We start from the raw sequence: 22,917 nt of genomic DNA on the forward strand, positions 1-22,917 counted from the left end.
AGCGTTTGACTACGAATCAAAAGGCCGGGAGTTCGAATCTCTCAGGGCGCGCCATTATTTCCTTATATATCGGGATGTAGCTCAGCTTGGTAGAGCACCTGGTTTGGGACCAGGGGGTCGCATGTTCAAATCGTGTCATCCCGATTTTTTTGTTTATGCGGGTGTAGTTCAATGGTAGAACTTTAGCCTTCCAAGCTAATAGCGTGGGTTCGATTCCCATCACCCGCTTAATGATTTAGTAAAAGTAAGAGCCCGCAATGTGAAGGGCTTTTTTTGTTTTGTGTTTGACCTGAGTGTTAGATCAGTTTGAGTGAAAGGCTACAGCAGTGCTAAGGCTGAAGGAACAACGTGTTTGAATATGTGTTGATTAACCTTATAAACCGTTAAGGTTAGACAAAAAAGCTCCTTTTCTGTTTTGGCAGATAGGAGCTTTTTGTTTTTAATCGAATATTTGAATACGATTTAAAAATTACAACTTCCTGTATTAGTATCTTTCCAAGATTGTCTGAGTCTTCAACCCATCCGCAGGAATTAACCAGTTCTTATTCTGAAGCAGTTGCAGCAACTGGCTACGTAGACCGGAAACGGCTGCTGAGTCGTCTGTTTTGAATGAAACCTCGACGAGATTCTCCGTACCCGTGCCTGCTGCGTTGCGGATTGGCCATACTTCAAGAGTGAGCTCCTGACCGTTCCATGTGCCTTCATAACGTTGGAAGGTAATTGGGCCATAGGCACGGGCCTGTGTGAGCTGTTGTTTGCCCCAGTTGGAGGCAGACCAGTTTTTTAATTTACCGGGGAGCTTGTCCAGCAGCAGGTTCAAGGCATCTTTTTCGGAAGGCAACTGCGTGCCAGTTGTTTTGGTATCTATTTTTTTCGTGTTAGAAAAGCTCAGTGTTTGTTTACCATATCCCCAATCAATTTCAGCCTCGTAGTTATCATCTGATGAATCGAAGCCTTCCTGATTTGCAAGTGTCAGTGCTGCATTGATATCCCCATTAATGACCGAGTAACGCTTCTTGTAGGTTAACTCATAGTTGTTTTTGTCATCCTTTTTGCGAAAACGAACATTCCAACCTTGGGCATCCAATCCGAGAGCATTGGTATCAAAGTACTCCACGTTGATGTTTCGTGGTGTTGTGTTCAAGCCTAGAGTCTGGATGACCTCACTGCGTGGTGATCCATCCGCGTTTAACACAAGCTCCGACTTCGCGAGGAACTTCACCTCATAAGCGGGAACGGCGTTGGCAGCAGCTGATGCCTGCGGCGTATCCAGAAATGTTAGTCCACTTCCCAAGGTGACGATGCTCAGCATCAACGAGGCGGTTACTTTTTTCCACTTTTTCAAAACCAATCACTCTCCTAATCTGGATTAACTTACAGACCCCACTTTAACGTCCGAGAATGTGAGCGTGATTAACGGGGAGCACAAATTGCGTTAACCCTTCATAGAGTTCATGAATGGCAAGCGATAGTTTATATAGGTTCACCCGATAGGCTGATGCATCACAGGTGGCGTAATCATGACCTCTCGCAGCACTTCGATGAACCGATTGACCTGAACAGAAGGGTGGCGATCCCTATTGTGTACGGTGTAGATATGACGTGGTGCCTGCTCTCCCGGAATGGGAAGCACCTGAATGATACCTTGCCGCTCCTCCCACTGTACAGCCATGCGTGACATAAACGAAATATGACCGCCGAGTAGAACGAGCTGTTTGATGGCTTCCAGAGAGTCCATCTCTACGGTGCTCCGTAACCGGATATCATGCTGTGCAAGCCATTGATTGGTTAGCCTTCGCGTACTGGACTCATCACCGTGTAAGGCAAAAGGCACCTGCGCGATATCTTCAGGCATTAACGATTCTTTCTGGGCCAGCCCATGCTGTGGTGAACAAATGAGTACAAGGTCGTCTGTACATAGCGTTTCGGCGTGCAAAACCGGACCAACAAATGGCTCTGACGAGATAATGCCCAGATCAAGATGATGACGGATCACCATCTCGCGGATAACAGGAGCGGGTTTGACGGACAACACAATTTGAATGCCAGGAAACTCTTGAGAAAACGTATGAAGCATCGCGGGTAGGAGATAGGTAGCTGGGACATAACTTGCTCCAATATGGAGCGTGCCCCGGTATAGGCTGTCATATTCTTTGACGACACGGCGAGCCTCCTGGGTCAAGGCGTTGATTTTGACACTATAATGAAGCAACGCTTGTCCGGCTTCGGTTAGAAATGTTTTTCCACTACGCGATTCGAATAAACGCACCCCCATCTCTTCCTCCAGCGACTTCATATGAAAGGTAACGGTTGGCTGCTTGATGCCCAGTACCTCGGCCACACTTGTCATATGATGATGCTTGTCGATCAGCTCGACAATTTGCAATTTGATCAGATTCAAGCTCTCCACACTCCTTCGTTTCTAAAACTACCCGGTCAATCAAGATGATCTCATACTTTGGATGAAGGATCATATCATGCCTATCTATAGATTTAATCTATGAAGATCAACAGAATTCATCTAAAAAGTTAATTCTCATTTTACAAACATAACAAACAACTCTCGAAAGCGAGCGTTAGACTGAAAACAGTGCAAGAGAGGCGACAAGTAAGTAGCACGCTACACATGAAAGCAACACATGAAAGCATTACAAGCGTACTACAAGAAAGCCAGACATCAAGGTATTACAAGAGCAGTTGCAAAGGGAATAAGCTCAAACAGAGCAACATAAACGAGATAAGTTAAAGCCAAAAGCAACAGAAGAAATCGAAATAACAGGAGAAACACAATAACAGTGTAAAACAAGAGATTAGTCCAAGAGATGCGCAAAAAAGTTTAGTAAAGAGGACAGGCAGGGGTGCTTATGAAACTGGAGTTAACAGGAATTCAAAAATCATTTCATCAAACGCCTGCACTATTGCCCACCGATCTGACGCTTGAACACGGGAAATTTACCACCTTGCTCGGCCCTTCGGGCTGTGGCAAAACGACTTTGCTTCGTATGATTGCCGGGCTGGAACAGCCGGATGCGGGGGAGATTCGTGCGGATGGGGAGTTCATCTACTCGGCGAAAAAGCGGATTGATACACCGACACACAAGCGTAATCTGGGCATGGTGTTTCAGGATTTTGCATTATGGCCGCATATGACGGTATATGAAAATGTAGCATTTGGTCTGAAAGCCGGGAAACAGAAGTCGGATATGCGACAAAAGGTGAACGAAGCACTTGGCATGGTTCGCCTGCAAGGCATGGAGGATCGTTATCCTCATCAGCTGTCGGGTGGACAGCAGCAGCGGGTTGCTTTTGCCAGAGCGGTAGCTGTGAAGCCGGGTGTCATTCTGTTTGATGAGCCACTCAGTGCACTGGATGCAGTGCTTCGGGAAGAGATGCGCATTGAGATGATGTCACTGGTGCGCGATATAGGACTGACTGCCCTGTATGTGACGCATGATCAGATTGAGGCCATGTCGATGTCGGATGAGATCGTGGTGATGCAGAAGGGGCGGATTTTGCAAAAAGGTACCCCGGAAACGATCTACTCCGCGCCAAGTGACCCGTATGTCGCCTCGTTTATCGGAAAGTCGAACTGGCTTACGCCGAATGAATCCATGGTTCGTCCGGAACATGTGACCTGGAACAAAACAAGCCACGATGATCTGGGATACCCCGGAATCATCCTCAGCGTTAGTTATGTGGGAGAACGCTACGAGGTGCGTGTGCAGATGGAAGGGCTTAGTGTGTGGACGGCGTATGCGAACCAAAGAGTATGCGTTGGAGAGAAAGTGCAGCTCTATGTATCGCCAGAACGAATCTGCCGGATGCAGGATCAGCAGCAACAGGATAGCCATTCTGGGCTGGGTGCACACCATGTGAATCTCAAGTCAGGTGAGAAACAACAACGAGAAATCATTGCCGCCGCCAACTAGAAGGTATCGCCTAGGCGAACTAAAGTGCTACATGGTGCCGTTCATGTACAGATATTACTGACAAGAAAATAGAACAGAAGATATAGAAAATAGAACAAACAATAGTGGCTTTTCTAATACGAATCTAAGGGAGATGGCATAAACATGTTCGGTATGACAACACGTAAAAAGAGTGCAACGCTTTTATTAACAGCAGTGATGAGTCTGAGTTTATTTGGATGTAGCACGGGGAACACAACAACCGGAAACGCAGCACAGCCCGCGGGGGAAGGAAATGCAGCAGCTGCAGCGGAAGCGCCGACCAAAACAGCAGGAGGCAAACTTGTATTGTACAGTGCAGGGCCACAGAAGCTGGCAGATAATATCGTGAGTGGATTTACAGCGAAGACAGGCATTGAAGTGGAGATGTTCCAAGGTACGACAGGCAAAATTCTGGCTCGTATGGAAGCGGAGAAAGCGAATCCGGTTGCAGACGTGGTTATTCTGGCATCGTTGCCTTCTGCACAAGCGTTGAAAGCGGATGGACTCACCCTGCCTTACCCGGAAGCGGCTAATGCGGACAAGCTGAACAAGGATTGGTCGGATGCAGAAGGTAACTATTTTAGCAGCAGTGCATCGGCACTGGGGATCGTGTATAACAGCAAACTGGTGACTACACCGCCGAAAAGCTGGGCTGACCTGGCAACACCGGCATGGAAAGATGCCGTGAACATTCCTGATCCAACATTGTCCGGCTCCGCACTTGATTTTATCACGGGTTACCTGAGTGCCAATGGTGAAAAAGGATGGGATCTGCTGAACGCCTATAAAGCAAATGGTGTAGCGATGGCAGGAGCGAATCAGGAAGCGCTTGATCCAGTCATTACGGGTGCAAAAAGCATTGTGGCAGCAGGCGTGGACTACATGGCCTATTCCGCCAAGGCCAAAGGTGAACCACTAGATATCGTTTATCCTGAAGAAGGTACAGTGATTAGCCCGAGACCGGCAGCCATTCTGAAATCCAGCCCTAACGTAGAGAATGCCAAAGCATTTATCGACTATCTGTTGTCGGATGAAGCACAGAAGCTGGTTACAGATGCTTACCTGATTCCAGGACGTGAAGATATCGAAGCAACAAACCGTGCCAATGTGAAGGATATTCCGCAATTGAAAGTAGATTGGACATGGATGAGCGAACATGGCTCTGAAACAGCAGCCCGTTTCTCCGAAACCTTTAAATAAGTGAACGTATGAGTGCTATGGATAAGTTGACTAACAACGATTTACAAGGAAACGGAGATGACAGAGAAAACCTGGAGAAGCAAGGTTGAAAGCTTTCTGAAAGAAAGCTGCATCGGAAGCATATGCCTCGCCTTTATCACCGGATTTTCCCTTTAAAAAGGAATCAATAAATCTGGGGATAACAGCGATCGGAAGGTTATTCTGTCATCGGAGTGGGAATGTAAATCATCTTTGCTCAACTTATGGGAGAACAAATACAGAAACGGTAGACAACAGGTGATTCTGCTGTCTTGACGTGGAAATTCATGTGAGGTGGGCGTAGTGAAACCTGTTGTAACAGATAACAACCGTATATTTCGGAGAGTGGGCGTGGTGCTGGCCCTCTTTCTGTTGACAATTAGCATTGGGGTGCCGCTGTTACTCATATTCTGGCAAAGTGTGTACCCGAACGGGCAGTGGGATTGGATGGCCCCTCTCCGTACGATTACGGGACATCATCTATCCAGTGTGTTGTTGAATTCCGTGTGGCTGGGGATCTGCGTGGTGGCGATGACCACGCTGCTGGCGTTACCACTCGCTTGGATGATGTCCAAAACCCGGATGGGAGAGCATCGCTGGGTAGATGTCATCCTGATGATTCCGTTCATGACCCCGCCATATATCGGCTCGATGGGATGGATTCTGTTTATGCAAAAAGGGGGATACCTTCAGCAATGGGTGCCCTCATCTGCGAACTGGAGTGAGCTGTTCTTCAGCTTCTGGGGCATGGTGATGATCATGAGTCTGCACTTGTTCCCCTTCCTCTATTTGTTGCTGCGGGATGCATTGATTCGCATCGGCGGCAATTTGGAAGAAGCGGGAGCCGTTCACGGTGGGCGTGCGGGATACCGATTCAGACGTATTATTTTACCCTTGCTGCTATCGTCTTACGGAATGGGGATCATGCTTGTTTTTGTCAAAACGATTGCGGAATTCGGCACACCAGCGACCTTTGGCCGCAAGATTGGATATTATGTCATGACCTCTGAAATTCACAAATACATCTCCAGTTGGCCCATTGATTTCGGGAAGGCGACTTCGCTGGCGTCCGTGCTACTGTCCGTCTGTCTGGTGATGTGGTATATGCAGTCGGCGATCAGCCGGAAATTCACGTATCGTCTCGTGGGTGGTAAAGGACAACGCTCGAAGCGCTACTCCTTGCGGGGCTGGGCGGGATGGTTATGCGGTGCATATCTGGCGATATTGTTGATTCTGTCGATCGGCATTCCGTACTTTTCGATCATTGCAGCGTCCACGATGAAGCTACGCGGAGCAGGTCTGGCTCTGGATAATCTGACACTGGAGCACTACCGGGAGCTATTATCCTGGGGCTCGGTAAGTATGAAAGCGATCGGAAACAGTCTGGGATTATCGCTGGCAGCTTCTACGGTAGCAGTGATTATTGGCACGGGATTTGCGCTAGCGATTGGCAAGTCGTCTTCATTTATGCAACGGGTCATCGACCTGTTCAGTCTACTGCCAAACACCGTGCCAGGCATTGTTATGGTGGTCGGTCTGATTCTGTTCTGGAACTCCCCGTGGATGCCCGTGACGTTATACAACACCTACGGTATGGTGGTGCTCACCTATGTCGTGCTGTTCCTGCCGTATACCGTGCAATATGTAAAATCAAGCTTTACCCAGATCGATGGCACGTTGTTTCAGGCGGGTCAGGTGTTTGGAGGCAAGCCGCTGTACATTTTGCGGCGGATCCTTGTTCCGCTGATCCTGCCCGGCATGCTGGCCGGCTGGATGATGACGTTTACGATTGCGACGAGGGAATTGGTCGGCTCGCTGCTTATTCTTCCGCCGTCGATGCAGACGTCGGCGACGTATATTTTTGCCCAGTTTGAACAGGGTCAGGTATCGCTTGGTATGGCAATGGCTGTGGTAACCGTCGGCATGACGGTGCTGATGCTGCTGGGTATTGAGATGCTGAATTCAAAGAGAAAGTGGAATGCTTCATGATCAAACTGAATGTATGGGGCGGTGCGGGTGAGCACGGACGTTCCGCCTATTTGCTTAGCGGGAACCATCAGCGTTTACTGCTGGATTGTGGTGTGAAAAAAGAGGGCAACGGCGAATATCCGCTCATCGAACCGGAGGTTGTGCCACAACTGAATGCGGTGTTATTATCCCACGCTCATGAGGATCACTCCGTTGCCATCCCGCTGCTCTACAAGCTGGGGTATACAGGCGAAGTGTGGACAACACGCGAGACAAAAGAGCAGTTAACAACTTATTTTCGATCTTGGCGAAACAGTATGGAACGTGCGGATCAATCCTTGCCCTATGATGAAGCAGATGAAAAACGGATTCGCTATCGATTTTTAGAGGATGAGGCTGAGCGTGAGTACTGGTTTGAATTGTTACCTGGTGTATCGGTCATGTGGGGGCGCAGTGGACATTTGGCTGGATCAGTCTGGTTCGGGCTGGAGATGGAAGACAAGCGAATACTGTACTCGGGCGATTACACCTCGGAATCTATGCTGCTACAGGCAGACGATGTGGCTGACGGATTGAGACAAGCCGATCTGAGGAGGCAGAGATGGGGCGAGTTAACGTCTTTTGCATCTGTTATTGGCGGAACCAGAACTGGGAATGGAACGCAAGGTCAAGGGATGTCTTTACCTAACAAGGTGTCCATTGTGGGGAGCGCACAAGTCGTTAGGCTTGCACCACTCCAAGCAGGAATGCAGTTGCTGGAGCAGGGTGAGGACAGGGGCAGTAGTGAGCATGGGGAAACGGAACAGGAACAGGATGGAAGTAAGAGTAAGTATAAGCATAAAGAAATAGAAATAGAATGGGAACGGGATAAGCTTAGGGGTACCAATAAGGGAAGGCATAAAGATAAGGACAAGGACAAGGATACCCTCGTTAGGCTGGATCTAGCCATTGTTGATGCTGCTTATGGAACAGATCGCGACACACAGGCAGACAAAATGCTGCAACTGGAAAGTGCTATTAGGAAGGCACTTCGTCATGGTGGTAAGGTGCTCTTACCGATGCCTGCAGTTGGTAGAGGACAGGAATTGATTTTGTGGGCACAGCAACGTTTTTCAGATATACCGCTGATTGTGGAACAGAAGCTTGTGGATGGTATGAATCAATTACATCGTGCATCCTTCTGGCTTAGAGAGCGGGAAGGGGATGTAGCTGGAGACATGCCTGCAGACAGGATTGCAAGATTCCTGAAGGGAGAAGGCTGGAGCAGAGTCGGTACGATGGAAGAGCGAACAAGATTGCTCGAAAAACATGAAGCTTCGCTCTGGTTCATCCCGGATGGTATGATGCAGTCTTCCCTCGCACGTTGGTATTATGAGATGTGGGCGCTTGAAGCTGACAATTTAATTTTGCTTACTGGACATACGGCTGCAGGTACATTTGCACATCAATTACTCGAAGACCCGGAGAAGTATGGCGTATGCAAGGTGAAAAAAGTCCGTTACAAGGTTCATCAAGGCTGGCCGAATGTGAAGCAGATGTTGAACCGGGTCTATGCCCGGCACAATGTGCTTGTCCATACAGATATTGAAGAGACAGGTCGGCTGAGACAAGTCTTGCTGGATGGATGCTTTCGACCTGACACAGAGATTGATCTGTTGTGTCCAGGGGATGAATTAATCTTTTGAAGAATGGATTTGAAGCTATTGGTTTAAAAGAATGATCAAGGCGCGTGATGCGCCTTTTTTTGCTTTTCTCTCATAGCATTGCGAAGCGATCCTCGGATTGAACGTACTTTATTATGTGAGGCTGAGAGATTTAGGGCATTACCATGGTTTGTTTGAGATAGGGAGAGGTTCAATGTTTGTAATAAAATTTCATGATATAATTGACTGGTAAAACTTTATGCCATATACTGATTGAAATATGTACAGGAATGGTTGGATCATAAGTACCCGGTTTAGAGGAGGTTGGCAAACGTATGGATACACACAGGTATACTGGCAGTTATCCCATGTGGGAAAAGTATCGTTCCAAGCGGGAGCATCTTGTGATTGGATTGATGTCCGGAACCTCGCTGGATGGAACGGATGCAGCACTAGTGCATATACAGACAGATGGGCACGGAACGATACAACGGCTGGAACTGGTTGAGTTCATCTGTACTCCGTATACAAACGAACTTAGAGAGGCTCTGATTCGGCTGTGCTCCCCGGATACTGCACGAGTAGATGAGCTGACAACAGCACATTTTGGTGTATCGGAATGGTACGCACATAGTGTACAGGAACTGCTAGGTTCAGCTGGTGTATCCAGCGGACAAGTCGATGTAATCAGCATGCATGGGCAGACGATCTGGCATGCCCCTGTACCCTCTGCTTTTCCAAGCCCGTCTGGTAAGGGCAATCTGAATGTGAGCTCCACACTGCAGATTGGTGAATGTGCTGTAGTGAGTGAGCGAACAGGACTGCCGGTTATCGGCAATTTACGTGCTCGGGATATGGCTGCTGGCGGGGAAGGGGCACCGCTGACACCCTATGCAGATGCGTTGATGTTCCGCAGTGCTACAGAGGGACGTCTGGTACAGAATATCGGGGGGATCGGCAATGTGACGGTTCTTCCGGCAGGAACATCAGAGGCAGAGGTTTCAGCTTTTGACACAGGCCCGGGGAATATGGTGATGGATGCGCTGGTTCGATATGCTACGGAAGGACGACAACACTATGATCCCAATGGAAGCATGGCAGCCAGGGGAACCGTGCATCCGGAACTGGCGGAGTTTTGCCTCAAGGACGAATATTTCCGCCGACAACCCCCTAAGAGCACAGGACGTGAAGTCTATGGTGCAGATTATACGAAGCGACTGATGGAATATGGAGTAGCGCGTTCCTTATCGCTGGAAGATATGCTGGCTACAGCAACCTGGTTTACAGCAGAAACGATTGTACGTGCCGTGGAGGATTTTGTACTGCCCAAGATGTCGATCTCGGCAATGCTTACCTGTGGCGGTGGTACTTCTAATGACACACTAATGAAGATGATTCGCCAAAGACTGCCTGAATCCATACGCTTGGAGCGCACAGCAGATTATGGTATTCCAGATGATGCCAGAGAAGCGATGGGATTTGCACTGCTTGGGCATGAGGCCTTGATGGGTAGGACGAATACCCTTCCTGGTGTTACAGGGGCGAAGCGTGCGGTAGTCTCGGGACATCTGACCCTTTAGTGGCTATCCTATGGCCATATCCGTTGTTTTCTAATTAGACGCGTCAATCATTATAGGATAAAATGCTTGTACAAGATAACAGTACGGAAAGGAGGAGCGGATGGAAGGCATGAAAGGTGGGCTTATACGTTTACGTGCATTGCTGGATGATCTGACTCCGTCAGAACGAAAGATTGGAGTTTACATTCTGGAACATCCCCAAGAGACGGTGCAGTCGTCCGTTGCACAGCTGTCCGAACGAAGCGGGGGCAGCCCTGCTGCTATTATTCGCTTGTGTAAATCACTTGGTGTTACAGGGTTTCAGGAGCTGAAACTCAAAATTGCCGGGGATTTACAGACCGATGAGCAGTATCAATATACGGAGATTCGACCTCAGGATTCAATGGAGAGTATTATCCAGCATGTATCTACAAACAATATTCAATCGATCAAGGACACGGTTCATATTTTGGACCCAAGGCTTGTAGAGCAGGCAGTTAATATGTTAAATGCGGCAAATCGCATTTTTTTCTACGGTGTGGGGGCGTCCAACCTGATTGCACTGGATGCTCATTACAAGTTCATGCGGATCAACCGTACCAGCTTTTCGTTCTCCGATCCACATATGCAGATTTCTTCTGCAACGACACTGCGCGAAGATGATGCTGTAGTCTGCATCTCGTATTCAGGCGAGACCTCCAATGTGATCTCCTGTTTGAAGCATGCCCGTGAAGGCGGTGCAGGGACAATCAGCATTACGAAGTGGGGTAGCAATACGCTCAGCAGTCTCGCGGATGTTCCTCTGATGATTACGTCGACAGAGAGTGATATTCGTAGCGGGGCAACATCTTCACGGATTGCACAGCTTAACGTCATTGATATTTTGTATCTGGCTATTGCCAGTCGGGATTATCATCAGTCGGTGCAGTATCTGGAGAAGAGCAGACAGGCCATCCTGGAGCACAAGTGAGTACCGAGCTAAAATGGATGGATAACAACAGCATAAATCATAAGGAAATCCCTTGCAGTCACATGCATCAGGGATTTTTTGATGAGAAGTACTAGGGTGTATCTTGAAACCCACTGAAGCGCATCTTTTACCCCCTTTTCGCCCCCTGCTACGTCACTTCTCCTTGACTTGCCCCGGCAAGCCTGCGTGAAACTTCCTTGCTTGGAACGAAAATTCGGCAAAATCTGTTTTCTTCAGAGTTTTCAGACACGCCCTAATGTACATCGGGAAAAATAAAATAAGAGAAATCCCCGCCTGTCGGCACGGCTTCTCTCATGTTATAACCTATATCAGCACTTACCAGCACCCAGAAAGCATGCTTATAACCCTAATGAGACTTGTCGATCCTGCTTCTCGAATGACAAGCACCCGCTCTTTATTGAAGCTCCATCAGGCAGAAGGCAGGTGGCAGGGGCCAGATGTGGCGGTACCCGTCTCGATTAATCTGAGCCTTTAATGGCATGGCGAACAAAACCGTCTGAAAGCTCCAGTCTGCGCGCGGCTTCCGTTRCGTCAACATCAGCCATCAGCATGACGATGGCTGTTTTGACATGTCCATCGGCTGCGGTAAAGGCATGTTCGATTTCGTTTTCCTTCGCCCCGGTCGCAAGCTGAATCATTCGTTTCGCACGATGCACAAGCTTTTCATTCGATGGATTGAGATCTACCATGAAATTACGATACACCTTACCCAGACGGATCATTGCCGTGGTTGTCAGCATGTTCAAAATCATTTTCTGGGCGGTACCTGCTTTCATCCGGGTTGAACCCATCACTACTTCCGGCCCCATAACTGCTTCGATGCTTACATCCGACAGTGTGCTCATAGGTGTATCCGCATTGTTACTCAGACCTATCACTACAGCACCGATTTGACGAGCGTATTTCATCGCGCCGAGGACATATGGGGTACGCCCACTGGCTGCAATGCCAACGATAATATCGTTCGCATGGAGTCCATGCTGCTGCAGGTCAATGGCTCCGGCTTCTTCACTATCTTCCGCGCCTTCCACAGGGTCTTTAACCGCCCGAAATCCGCCGGCGATAATGCCCTGCACCATGGAAGACGGAGTACCATAAGTAGGCGGGCATTCCGATGCGTCGAGAATACCAAGTCGGCCACTTGTGCCTGCACCTACATAAAACAATCTTCCACCAGATTGAAAACTGACGACAATACGGTCGGCTGCTTGGGCAATGACTGGAATCAACGGCTGAATAAGCTCGCCGATCTGGCGATCCTCGCGATTGATTAATTCCATGATCTCTGCCGAAGGCAGCTGATCGATATGATCTGTATGCGGGTTAGGCTGTTCCGTCACTAAAGAGTTAAGTGCTTGATTCATCCGTAAGCCCTCCTTTTTTTGTTAACATCATTCTGCCAAATGGCATTTCTGTCTTGCCAGCAGTGCTGCACCCACTGCCGGAGCAGGAGCATCTTCCAGACAGACGATCTGCTGTAATTCATACATTTCGGCAAGCTGTTGCACAAAGGTATCCCGAAATAGGAGAGAATTACGGAATATGGACCCGGAAAGTGCCATAGGAGCAGTGTAAAAGGAAACGCGTTGCCTGATGAGTGCTTTGGCTGTTTCCGCCAGTTGGCGAGCCTCATCTATTAGAAGTACACGTGCTGCCTCATCCCCTGCGGAAGCAGCTTCTATTGTCAGGCGAGCGATGGAAGCCGTACTCGATTTGGTCCAATCGGGATGGTAGACAAGCTGCTTCAGGTCCGGCGCATGCTTCACATGGAGTTCTTGCTGCACAAGTAACGTCAGTGCGGTTGGCGGTAGAACGCCATCGTAGCTCTGCATCACCGCTTGCAGGGTTCGCTGGCCAATTCGGTAACCACTCCCTTCATCACCGAGCAGATGTCCCCATCCCCCTGCTCGGCATACTTCCCCTTCCGGTGTAATTCCATAGACGATAGAGCCAGTTCCTGAAATAGAGAGCAGACCGTGAGGTTGCCCGAGAGAGGCCATCAGTGCGATTTCTCCCTCTGAAACAACCCAAACAGCACATGAGTTACTATTAGAGTCCAACGCATCTTTCTTATTTTTCATATAATCCTGTACGTGAGAAGTAACCCATTGCCGCTCTTGGTTTTCGGATATACCTGACATCCCTAGGCAGATAATTTCACAATTTAATAAAAAATTTATATTAGATGAAAATAGAAGATCCAATATACGTAGTAACTCCATTACGGCTTCTTGAGGCGATACACTATGTGGGTTTGTTGCACCGCCACGGGCTGTTGCCAGAATGTCCCCGAATTCAGAAATGATTGCTGCATCAGTTTTGGTACCGCCTCCATCAATTCCTGCGTATACTCGCAACGTGCTCACCTCGGTAGGGTTTATTTTCTTTTTTTTTCATAGTATAGAGGCTGAATTCGAAAAAGTAAAATTAAATTTTATAATAAAAATTATTGTTGAATTTTTATTTTACAGCTCATATAATGAATTCAATCAGCAATTTAGGAAAATTCAATACGATTCATGTTAACAAAACTAACGTATACGTTGCATTTAGTATGATCAGACATTCTCAACAGGTCGATCTCTAAGGGGGTGCAGATTCCGGATTCCACGCTAACTGTGAGTAGGCGGTAAGGGAATGCAAGGAGCAACAGGAGGCACCAGAGGAGCATAGTTACGAATTAGTCAGTAAGAATCGTTAGAAAACATCATCAAGACGCATCATCAAACAGCTTCATCGGCAAGGAATATGACAAGGGGCATGGGACGAGAGAAGACGATATGCAAAAGGAGATGAAGGTTATGAAGAAGAAGGGTCTTGTTTTGGCAATGGTGTTAATGATGGTTTGGATTACTGCCTGTGGCAACAGCGGCGGAGCGGCTTCGAATGATCCCAATGCAAACGACACAGTAACGGTGTGGACTTACCCGGTACATGGCACATATGAGGATGAATTGAAGGGCTTGATTACCGATTTCAATAAGGAACACCCGAATATCACCGTTAAAACAGAATTGCTCTCCTGGGCTGAAGGCCCCAAGAAATTTGATGTCGCATTAAATGCGGGGAATCCGCCAGATCTGTACTTCCATAGCGTGGACGGTACATATGTGAATACCGGACTGGCTCTGGAGCTGGGGAGTTACCTGACACCTGAGATCAAAGATGACTATTTGCCTGGCACGCTGGAGCTTGGTCAGATTCAAGGAAAACAGTACGGACTGCCTCTCTATCAATTCCAGTGGGCTTGGGGCGGTAACAAACGCATTCTCGAAGAAGCCGGTATTGACTGGCAGGCGATCCAAAAAAACGGCTGGACCTGGTCAGAGTTTAACGAAGCGGCTGCCAAGTTAACGAAGACACTCGACAACGGAAGTAAGCAGTATGCACTGGTAACGGATGGTACCTCTCTTGATTTTATCGAAATGTTATCCCGTAACAATGGCATGATTGATGTGCTGGACGAAAGCGGAAAATTCCAGTGGAACGATGCGCGCATTCTGGACACGCTCTCGTTTATTAAAAATCTGATGGATCAGGGATATATGCCGAAGGAAACGGCAGCACTTGCCCCGGCGAAGCGGACAGACATGTTCTATGCGGGTGAAACAGCAATCATCTCGAAGGCGATTCCTTATTACGATGTTATGATTCAGAACCGTAACAAAGATATTGATGCAGGCAAGGTGCAGGGAGAAAAGATTGACTTTGTATTGTTGCCTGTGCCGCACAATGATAATCAGCCTGCGGCAACGACGATGGGTGGCGAAGGGTATGTGGCCTTTAAACAGAAGAAGGACAAGGGCGAGCAGCATGCCAAAAATACATTCCTCGTGATGGAGGCACTAAGTGGTGCCAAAGCAGGTAACTCAGCTAACGAGCTGGCGCTTCCTTTTGTAAGACAGTCTCAAGCTGAGCTGTTCAAAGGAAAGGAGCTAGGGCAGCAGGTCAACTTGGATGCAGCCAAAGAGATGGCGAAACACATCGCGATGCCGGTCGTGCTCAAGCTGGATATCGACAAGGCTTCACAACAGAAACAGTTCAAGGAACAGGTCGTGAAACCAAACATTCAGGCTCTGTTCTCCGGTGAGAAAACACCCGAGCAGATTGCAGAAGACTTCAAAGGCAAAGGTCAGCAGATGTTTGGGCAATAACGCGCCATAAGTTGAAACCATCTCATCATCAGGCAACAACAGATTGATTCGGAGAGGAGGATTCGCCATGCAGACCGCCCTTGCGCCGGAACCTGCACCCCGGCATTCCCGGGTTGTCCGGTTCTGGCGAGATTACGGGTGGGCGTATTTGTTTATTTTGGCGCCTGTCCTGCTGTTTCTCATCTTTACACTGTATCCCGTATTAACGGCTCTTGTTATGAGCTTTCAGAAATACAACATCATGAGCTCAACATGGGTGGGACTAGACAATTACGAACGTCTGGTGAAGGACGAAACCTTCTGGAAGTCGATTAAAAATACAGTCGTTTTCACACTTGGAACAGTACCAGTCAACATCCTGATCACATTTGTGCTCTCGTATTTTATCTTCCAGATGAAAAGCAAATGGCAGACGTTCTTCAAGGCCACACTTTATCTGCCTGCGGTAGCATCGGGTGTGACGATTTCGATCGTGTGGCTCGCTATTTTTGACCCGACGGGGTCTGGGCTGCTCAACCGTTTCCTCCTTTTATTTGGTCTTGATCCGGTGATCTGGCTTGGACAGTCCGGTACCGCTCTCTTTTCCCTCATTCTGATGAACTGGCTTGGATCTCACGGTGCGGGCATCATTCTGTATCTTGCAGCTATGGGGGGCATCCCGAAGTCGCTGTATGAAGCTGCAGATATCGATCATGCAAGTAGATGGACACAGTTCAGCAAAATTACATGGCCCCTTTTGAAACCAACTACACTGTATCTGCTTGTTACAGGTGTAATTACGTCATTTCAGGTATTTATCTCCGTGTATCTGATGACCCAAGGTGGGCCGAACTTTGCGACAACAACCATTGCGTATTTGATCTATGAAACGGCCTTCAAGTTCTACGAGTTCGGACTGGCTTCGGCGCAATCTTTTGTGCTGGCGCTCATCATTATTGTCATCTCCGTCATTCAATTCAAATATTTCTCCAGTGATATCGAGTACTAAAAGATGAAGTGAAAAGTATTACGTGTTAAATATGGCTTTCATTAGGCATCCGGGGGTGAATGCAACGTATGAATTCAACACGAAAAAAGATACTGCTTGTGATTGCATCTGTTCTACTGGCTGGATGGGCGCTGATTACCATCATTCCGATGTACTGGATGCTGGTGGGATCCGTGCAGGATACAACGATGTCGGCTTCGTTTAAACCGCAGATGATTCCGGAGCAGTTGTCGATGTCGCCGTATGAACGTTTTTTTGCCAAAACAGATGCATGGCGCTGGCTCTATAACTCGCTGCTGATCTCTGTTATTTTGACGGTGACCAATGTGTTCTTTGCCTCGCTGGCGGGATATGCATTCGCTAAACTGAAATTCCCGGGCAGTCAGACTGTATTCTGGGTATTGCTTGGAACGATGATGATTCCTGCACAGGTAACATTGATTCCGCTCTACATTCTGATGGTCAACGTATTTGACCTCGGGGATACGTATACGGCCATTATTCTGCCAGCAGCGGTCAGTGTGGGCAATATCTTTCTGATGAAACAGTTTATGTCCACCTTGCCAACCTCGCTGATCCATGCGGCACGAATCGATGCCTGTAGTGAGTTCGGTATCTTCTGGAAGGTTATTCTGCCGATGGCAAAACCGGGGATTGCGGTGCTTGCAATTTTCACCTTTGTCGCATCTTGGAACGAATTTTTCTGGCCCTTCCTGATCACCAATTCCAATGAAATGCGTACGATTCAGGTCGGACTGGCTTCATTTGTTTTTGCTGAATCTACTGACTTCGGTGCCATGATGGCAGGAGCTACAATAGGCGCATTGCCGATGATTATTCTGTTCTTTTCACTTCAGCGTTACTTCCTGCAGGGGATTACGATTGGTGCGGTGAAGGGGTAAATATGATGATTGAACGTGGACCTTGAGATTGGATTTGCGGATCGTAAATCTGAATGCATTCCGTTCTGGGAAAGTGACAATGTAAAGGGGGATCACCTATGGCACGCGTGGAGTTTCGCCAAGTGCGTAAAGAGTTCAAAGACGACCATAAAGGAACGTTCACGGCAGTCGCCGGTTCGGACTTTGTTATAGAGGATAAGGAATTTGTCGTGTTTGTCGGTCCTTCGGGCTGCGGTAAAACAACCTCACTGCGCATGATCGCAGGTCTTGAAAAACAAACCAGCGGGGATATCGTTATCGGGGATCGGATTGTGAATGATCTGCATCCCAAGGATCGCGATATCGCCATGGTCTTTCAGGATTATGCATTGTATCCGCACATGACTATTCGGGAGAATCTGTCCTTTGGTCTGAAAAACCTCAAGAAACCGAAGTCCTATATTGACGAGCAGGTACAAAATGCTGCTTCAATCTTGGGTTTGGAAGCCATGTTGGAGCGTAAGCCGCGTGAATTGTCTGGAGGACAGCGTCAGCGTGTCGCTGTAGGGCGGGCGATTGTACGTGATCCGCAGGTGTTTCTGTTCGATGAGCCGCTTTCGAATCTGGATGCGAAGCTGCGTGTGCAAATGCGCGTAGAGCTGGGTGAACTGCATAAAAGGCTAGGTGCGACCATCGTTTATGTTACGCATGATCAGGTGGAGGCCATGACGCTCGGGGAACGGATCGTTGTTATGAACCATGGGGACATTCAGCAGGTTGCCTCACCGAAGGAGTTATATGCGAGTCCGCGCAATATGTTTGTAGCTGGATTCATCGGCTCACCTGCCATGAACTTCATCGATGCTCACATTGAAGGCACACAAATTAAGGTGGAAGGTGCAGCTTTCACGCTGCCGGCTGATGTCCTGCAACGATTAAGCGAATATCAGGGCAAACGAGTCATTCTTGGACTGCGTCCAGAGCATATTTTTGGTGACGATGCCGCATTTAATATCCCGAAGGATCACACGTTACAGGCACGTGTTGAGGTAGTAGAGCACCTCGGGTCAGAGAATCTGCTCTACTTCCATCTGGGGAATCGAACTGTAACGGCCAAGGTTCACCCCGAGACTCATGCTTACGTAGGCATGGACAAAACCTTTGTGCTGGATATGCGCAAAGCACACTTCTTTGACCCGGAGACGGAGATAGCGATTGGTCGCCACTAGGAATCGATTGTGATAAGAATCAGAATCAAGCTCTTTTCGAATAACGGCTTGTAGTAATCACAGAGGGGAGAATACCTATGCGTAAACTGAGTGAAGTGCTGGTTAAGTCAGGGGTGGAGATCTACCGGGATATTATTTCTGTAGCATTGTATAGTGCCGGGAGCTCCGTACTGCTCGTTCCGATCCTGATGTTTGCACCGATACCGGTAGCTGTGCTGCTGTTAGCTGTCATCTACATGCCAATCTTGTTTGGTGTCTGCTATGCGGTACATCATCGACTGGAGCGGAAAGAGCGCCGGAATGGACTGGCTGATCTGTGGGAAGGTACGTTGAAGGGATTGCTTCCAGGAGGCGTAACAGGGCTGCTGTTTGCACTACTCGGTTTCATCCTCTGGTCAACCTGGTGGTATTATGGCGGACGTGACAGTATGGCGGGCATAGCGATAGGGATGTTTCAGACGTTCTTTGTCATTCTGGCACTCATCTCACAGTTCTACACCTGGCAGCTCATTCTGCAAAAGGGAATGGGCACTCTTCAGGCAATGGGCGAGAGTGTGAAACTGTTTTTTCGTTATCCGGGTTATACGGTAGCGGCCTGTTTTCAGGCTGTATTGCTTACAGCGTTACTTGTGCTAACGGTTGTAGGGTTCGGGGCATTATTTGCAGGCATGTTTGCCATCTATCAGCATAAAGCTACACTCAATCTGATCGAGCCTGAGGAAGAATCTATCTCGTCATCCAGCGGGAACGACCATCAGCAGACAGGGTGGCTGAGCGAAGGTCATGTATCATGAGTGTGAAAACGGGAGCGGATATTCTGGCTGAGGGAAGCGCTCATCCCTGGTTATCCGGTGGTGCACGCCTTGGCTTGGTGACGAATCCGACAGGAATCATGGCAGACTTTGTGTCTACGGTGGATGTATGTGCTGGTCTCGCGGATACCCGGCTTATGGCACTCTTCGCATGTGAACATGGACTGAACGGAGAGTTGCAGGCAGGTGTTCCTTTTGCGGATTCAGTGCATCCCCGATATGGCATACCGGTATACAGTTTGTATGGTACAGACAAAAGGCCGCTACCCTCCATGCTGGCCGAGGTGGATACGATCCTTTTTGATATCCAGGATGTGGGTGTGCGTTATTATACGTACGCTTCGACGTTATTCCAGATGATGGAGGCATGCGGCAAAGCAGGGAAACGGTTGCTGGTAATGGATCGGCCTAATCCGCTTGGCGGTATGGAGGTGGAGGGCGGTTTACTAAAGGAGGGATACGAATCCTTCGTGGGTGCCTGGACCACACCAATTCGTACGGGCATGACGATTGGTGAGCTGGCCCTGCTCGTCAATGCCGAGCATCCCGAACCCTGTTCATTGGAAGTGATTGCAATGGAAGGTTGGCGGCGCATGATGAGTTTTGCAGAAACCGGCCTACCCTGGATGATGCCATCACCCAATATGCCAACCGTGGATACTGTGCGTGCGTATGCCGGAACCTGTCTGTTTGAAGGCACCAACGTGTCAGAAGGTCGAGGTACAACCAGGCCTTTTGAATGGATTGGTGCTCCGTGGATCAACGGTGAAAGGTTAGCAGATGCAATGCAGAAGCATAGATTGCACGGAGTTCATTTTCACCCGGTGTATATGACGCCAGCCTTTTCGAAACACGCAGGTGAGCTGTGCGGGGGTGTGCGAATTTTTGTTACGGATGAAACGGAATTTCGTTCGGTGGAAACAGGTTTGCTGCTTTTGCATGAGATTGCAGTGGGATATTCCGCGCAGTTTGAGTGGCTTGAACCTCCACGTGAAGGCTCCAGATATTTTATTGATTTGCTTACCGGGAGTGCAGAGGTTCGTGACGTCATTGGTGACATTAACCGCTTATCCGGTTTAATGGCACTTTGGCGTGAACAGGAGCAAGTATGGCGGGAACGACGAACTCCTTTTCTGATATATGATTAAAGGAATAGGACGCTGACAATAAAGTGAACAGGGATACAGGAACAGAGCAGAGACTGAAATGGATGAAATTATGGATGAGCATGTGCAGAGATTAGCATAAGAGAGCACAGGAGAGCACGGGAAAAGTAAAATGAGAGCATAGACAAGTATGACCCCGCTTGAGGTGAAGGGTGTGGATGTTGATGGGAGGAGGGCATGGTATGCGGAGCTTGAAGGACAGGGTGAAGCAGAGACTTGGGCAGATGAGTATGCGTGACAAAATTGGACAGATGCTGTTATGTGGATTTCACGGAACAGAGCCGGAGGGAGCGGTAGAAACATTGCTTCAACGTTACCCGATTGGCGGCATCGTTTATTTTGCAAGGAATGTCGTTTCGCCTGAGCAGGTAGAGCGGCTATCCGGTGGTTTGCAGAACATCGCGCAAGGGAGTGGTAATGTACCTCTTTGGATCGCCATTGACCAGGAAGGCGGCATGGTGGCCCGAATTACAGAGGGTATTGCGCTGATGCCTGGACAAATGGCCATTGCTGCGGCCGGATCAGTGCAAGATGCCTATGAGGCAGCTCGCATTAGTGGAATGGAACTGCGATCGATGGGTATTAATATGAACTTTGCCCCTGTTCTCGATGTGAATAACAATGCGAACAACCCAGTTATCGGTGTACGGTCGTTTGGGGAATCCGAGGAAAAGGTAGCCAAATTCGGTGCAGCAACCATTGCGGGTTTTCAAAATGCGGGTATCGCTGCGACGGCCAAACATTTCCCTGGTCATGGCGATACAGATACCGATTCTCATCTCGACCTTCCTGTAATCACCCATGACAGAGCAAGGGTCAATCAGGTGGAGCTTGCACCGTTTCGTGCAGCAATAGCGGAAGGCGTGGATGCCATGATGTCTGCTCATATTTATTTTCCGGCACTGGAGCCGGAGCGCCTACCTGTCACATTGTCCCATTCCGTATTAACCGGATTGCTGCGCAAGGAGCTTGGGTATGAAGGCATTATTGTGACTGATTGCATGGAGATGAATGCCATCGCTGTTCATTATGGCACCGTTGATGCAGCGGTGATGGCGGTGGAAGCGGGAGCGGATATTGTGCTGATCAGTCACACGGCACAGTTGCAGATGGAAGCTTTTGACGCATTGATACATGCAGTAGATAGCGGACGGATCAGCGAGCGCCGGATTAACGAGTCGGTTACACGTCTGTTGACGTTTAAAGCAAAGCGCGGGGTGCTTGAGAGAGAAAACGATGTGGCCGATGTGGAGCTGATGAATGCATTGAGCCCAGACTCCGTTACAAAGCATAGAAGTGATGTAGCCTCATCAACTGTGACGTTTCGGCGTAATGATCCGATACATCAGAAGGTGGCTCAGCGGATTAGTGAGAAGAGCATTACACGGGTCAGGGATTACCAACATATGCTGCCGCTAAAAAGAGAGCGAACACTCGTGATCACTGTTGCAGCAGAAGTGACAAGTATCGCGGATGAACAGCTGGACGGTGCAGCAACACTCGGAGCAGCTTTGTCTGCCCAAGGTCTGGAGGTCGTGGATTGGATCGTGCCAGCGAATGAGGTTGCTATATCTTCCGCTCGTCTGCTTCAGGCCGCAGAAGCGGAGGATATTAAACAAATTGTGATTGGCACATATAACGCAGGCAGTCTTTCCGGTGACCCGCAATGTCGATTGATCGGCTGGCTTCAACAACTTGGTAAACCTTTGGCTGTATCCGCACTCCGCAGTCCATACGATCTGCAGAAACTTCCCGATGTACAGACGTATATTGCAGCATATGAGAGCCGACCTCTCGCCATGAGTAGTGTAGCGAAAGCAATGCTTGGCCGAATTCCATTCGAGGGCGAGCTTCCCGTCTCGCTGGAAATTGATTAGGTTGAAGTAACCGAACGCCGATGATAACGAGAATTCGGAGTGTGGGCTAGTTTAGACTTGAGTAGGTGGCTACAAAATAACAAAGGGACGAAGCTCTATGCTACGTCCCTTTGTGTTAAATTATTATCCTCATTATTGAACGTATAGAGGGCTTGATCATGTAAACCTTATCTAATTTTAGCCCCCCTCCTCGATGATGATATTTGATCTGTTTTGGTGGATTCTAAAATCTAACGATCTCCAGAGACGCTATTTGGGCTATTTTACACGTTTTTATTTTCTAACGATCTCAGGAGAGCTTATTTTGAGAAATTGACGTGATAATGGGTGTTTATCATGTGTTTTTAGCGAAATAAGGTTACTGGTGATCGTTACAATTCTCGAAGGCTCTTTATCGCTTAAATAAGCTCATCTGTGATCGTTAGAATAAATAAGGGGATGTGGGGGACGGCTTTAATACAGTCGCCACTTTCGAAACCTC

General features: G+C 48.5%; 17 protein-coding genes and 2 tRNA genes. 15 read left to right on the forward strand and 4 right to left on the reverse strand.

What is annotated here, in order from left to right:
* Positions 1-70 precede the first annotated feature (70 nt).
* Positions 71-144: transfer RNA gene (locus tag AB4Z30_RS12275), tRNA-Pro, on the forward strand.
* Between the two features lie 13 nt (positions 145-157).
* A tRNA-Gly gene (locus AB4Z30_RS12280) sits at positions 158-228 on the forward strand.
* Between the two features lie 256 nt (positions 229-484).
* Here AB4Z30_RS12280 and AB4Z30_RS12285 read toward each other — a convergent pair.
* Together AB4Z30_RS12285 and AB4Z30_RS12290 are read right to left on the reverse strand one after the other, a co-directional pair.
* Positions 485-1,345, reverse strand: coding sequence for a hypothetical protein (locus tag AB4Z30_RS12285; RefSeq protein WP_441926656.1), 861 nt, complete (start codon positions 1,343-1,345; stop codon positions 485-487).
* 138 nt (positions 1,346-1,483) lie between these two features.
* Complete coding sequence (locus tag AB4Z30_RS12290; protein WP_441926658.1) at positions 1,484-2,401, reverse strand: LysR family transcriptional regulator; 918 nt, start codon at positions 2,399-2,401, stop codon at positions 1,484-1,486.
* Positions 2,402-2,864: 463 nt separating this feature from the next.
* On the opposite strand from AB4Z30_RS12290, the gene AB4Z30_RS12295 reads away from it, so the two are divergent.
* The 6 genes from AB4Z30_RS12295 to AB4Z30_RS12320 all read left to right on the forward strand — a co-directional run bounded on the left by AB4Z30_RS12295 (position 2,865) and on the right by AB4Z30_RS12320 (position 11,308).
* Positions 2,865-3,929 (forward strand): ABC transporter ATP-binding protein, encoded by a 1,065-nt coding sequence (locus AB4Z30_RS12295; RefSeq protein WP_441926660.1) that lies wholly within the window; start codon positions 2,865-2,867, stop codon positions 3,927-3,929.
* Positions 3,930-4,073: 144 nt separating this feature from the next.
* Complete coding sequence (locus AB4Z30_RS12300; protein ID WP_441926662.1) at positions 4,074-5,150, forward strand: ABC transporter substrate-binding protein; 1,077 nt, start codon at positions 4,074-4,076, stop codon at positions 5,148-5,150.
* A 321-nt stretch (positions 5,151-5,471) separates the two neighbouring features.
* Positions 5,472-7,157 carry an ABC transporter permease gene (locus AB4Z30_RS12305; protein ID WP_441926665.1) on the forward strand — a complete coding sequence of 562 codons (1,686 nt, stop codon included), beginning with the start codon at positions 5,472-5,474 and terminating at the stop codon, positions 7,155-7,157.
* Positions 7,154-8,821, forward strand: a complete 1,668-nt coding sequence (locus AB4Z30_RS12310) for an MBL fold metallo-hydrolase (protein ID WP_441926667.1) — start codon at positions 7,154-7,156, stop codon at positions 8,819-8,821. The genes AB4Z30_RS12305 and AB4Z30_RS12310 overlap by 4 nt, the downstream gene beginning before the upstream one ends.
* A gap of 293 nt (positions 8,822-9,114) precedes the next feature.
* On the forward strand, positions 9,115-10,359 hold the full coding sequence (locus tag AB4Z30_RS12315) for an anhydro-N-acetylmuramic acid kinase (protein WP_441926669.1): 1,245 nt from the start codon (positions 9,115-9,117) through the stop codon (positions 10,357-10,359).
* A gap of 109 nt (positions 10,360-10,468) precedes the next feature.
* Complete coding sequence (locus tag AB4Z30_RS12320) at positions 10,469-11,308, forward strand: MurR/RpiR family transcriptional regulator (RefSeq protein WP_441927122.1); 840 nt, start codon at positions 10,469-10,471, stop codon at positions 11,306-11,308.
* A 479-nt stretch (positions 11,309-11,787) separates the two neighbouring features.
* Here the strand turns inward: AB4Z30_RS12320 and murQ are convergent, their stop codons facing one another.
* Positions 11,788-12,693 carry an N-acetylmuramic acid 6-phosphate etherase gene (gene murQ / locus AB4Z30_RS12325; protein WP_441926671.1) on the reverse strand — a complete coding sequence of 302 codons (906 nt, stop codon included), beginning with the start codon at positions 12,691-12,693 and terminating at the stop codon, positions 11,788-11,790.
* Between the two features lie 27 nt (positions 12,694-12,720).
* The gene (locus tag AB4Z30_RS12330; protein WP_441926673.1) at positions 12,721-13,686 is read right to left on the reverse strand and encodes an N-acetylglucosamine kinase; all 966 of its coding nucleotides are present in this window, start codon (positions 13,684-13,686) and stop codon (positions 12,721-12,723) included.
* A 444-nt stretch (positions 13,687-14,130) separates the two neighbouring features.
* On the opposite strand from AB4Z30_RS12330, the gene AB4Z30_RS12335 reads away from it, so the two are divergent.
* From AB4Z30_RS12335 to nagZ, 7 genes are all read left to right on the forward strand, one after another.
* On the forward strand, positions 14,131-15,483 hold the full coding sequence (locus AB4Z30_RS12335; RefSeq protein WP_441926675.1) for an ABC transporter substrate-binding protein: 1,353 nt from the start codon (positions 14,131-14,133) through the stop codon (positions 15,481-15,483).
* Positions 15,484-15,550: 67 nt separating this feature from the next.
* Positions 15,551-16,471 (forward strand): carbohydrate ABC transporter permease, encoded by a 921-nt coding sequence (locus AB4Z30_RS12340; RefSeq protein ID WP_441926677.1) that lies wholly within the window; start codon positions 15,551-15,553, stop codon positions 16,469-16,471.
* Between the two features lie 68 nt (positions 16,472-16,539).
* Positions 16,540-17,373 carry a carbohydrate ABC transporter permease gene (locus AB4Z30_RS12345; protein ID WP_441926679.1) on the forward strand — a complete coding sequence of 278 codons (834 nt, stop codon included), beginning with the start codon at positions 16,540-16,542 and terminating at the stop codon, positions 17,371-17,373.
* A 98-nt stretch (positions 17,374-17,471) separates the two neighbouring features.
* Positions 17,472-18,581, forward strand: a complete 1,110-nt coding sequence (locus tag AB4Z30_RS12350) for an ABC transporter ATP-binding protein (protein WP_441926681.1) — start codon at positions 17,472-17,474, stop codon at positions 18,579-18,581.
* A gap of 77 nt (positions 18,582-18,658) precedes the next feature.
* Positions 18,659-19,375 carry a hypothetical protein gene (locus AB4Z30_RS12355; RefSeq protein WP_441926683.1) on the forward strand — a complete coding sequence of 239 codons (717 nt, stop codon included), beginning with the start codon at positions 18,659-18,661 and terminating at the stop codon, positions 19,373-19,375.
* Positions 19,372-20,541: an exo-beta-N-acetylmuramidase NamZ family protein gene (locus tag AB4Z30_RS12360; protein ID WP_441926685.1), complete on the forward strand. Its 1,170-nt coding sequence runs from the start codon at positions 19,372-19,374 to the stop codon at positions 20,539-20,541. The genes AB4Z30_RS12355 and AB4Z30_RS12360 overlap by 4 nt, the downstream gene beginning before the upstream one ends.
* A gap of 200 nt (positions 20,542-20,741) precedes the next feature.
* On the forward strand, positions 20,742-22,436 hold the full coding sequence (gene nagZ / locus AB4Z30_RS12365; protein ID WP_441926687.1) for a beta-N-acetylhexosaminidase: 1,695 nt from the start codon (positions 20,742-20,744) through the stop codon (positions 22,434-22,436).
* Positions 22,437-22,917: the final 481 nt, after the last annotated feature.

The organism is Paenibacillus sp. 2TAF8 (genome assembly GCF_052114825.1).
In the GTDB taxonomy this organism is placed as follows: Bacteria; Bacillota; Bacilli; order Paenibacillales; family Paenibacillaceae; genus Paenibacillus.

Excerpts from the sequence above, each read along its gene's own strand:
- AB4Z30_RS12335 (WP_441926675.1), top strand. The coding sequence starts at position 14,131 with ATGAAGAAGAAGGGTCTTGTTTTGGCAATGGTGTTAATGATGGTTTGG.
- AB4Z30_RS12310 (WP_441926667.1), top strand. The coding sequence starts at position 7,154 with ATGATCAAACTGAATGTATGGGGCGGTGCGGGTGAGCACGGACGTTCC.
- AB4Z30_RS12300 (WP_441926662.1), top strand. The coding sequence starts at position 4,074 with ATGTTCGGTATGACAACACGTAAAAAGAGTGCAACGCTTTTATTAACA.
- AB4Z30_RS12350 (WP_441926681.1), top strand. The coding sequence starts at position 17,472 with ATGGCACGCGTGGAGTTTCGCCAAGTGCGTAAAGAGTTCAAAGACGAC.
- AB4Z30_RS12355 (WP_441926683.1), top strand. The coding sequence starts at position 18,659 with ATGCGTAAACTGAGTGAAGTGCTGGTTAAGTCAGGGGTGGAGATCTAC.
- AB4Z30_RS12295 (WP_441926660.1), top strand. The coding sequence starts at position 2,865 with ATGAAACTGGAGTTAACAGGAATTCAAAAATCATTTCATCAAACGCCT.
- AB4Z30_RS12345 (WP_441926679.1), top strand. The coding sequence starts at position 16,540 with ATGAATTCAACACGAAAAAAGATACTGCTTGTGATTGCATCTGTTCTA.
- AB4Z30_RS12315 (WP_441926669.1), top strand. The coding sequence starts at position 9,115 with ATGGATACACACAGGTATACTGGCAGTTATCCCATGTGGGAAAAGTAT.
- AB4Z30_RS12340 (WP_441926677.1), top strand. The coding sequence starts at position 15,551 with ATGCAGACCGCCCTTGCGCCGGAACCTGCACCCCGGCATTCCCGGGTT.
- nagZ (WP_441926687.1), top strand. The coding sequence starts at position 20,742 with ATGCGGAGCTTGAAGGACAGGGTGAAGCAGAGACTTGGGCAGATGAGT.
- AB4Z30_RS12320 (WP_441927122.1), top strand. The coding sequence starts at position 10,469 with ATGAAAGGTGGGCTTATACGTTTACGTGCATTGCTGGATGATCTGACT.
- AB4Z30_RS12360 (WP_441926685.1), top strand. The coding sequence starts at position 19,372 with ATGAGTGTGAAAACGGGAGCGGATATTCTGGCTGAGGGAAGCGCTCAT.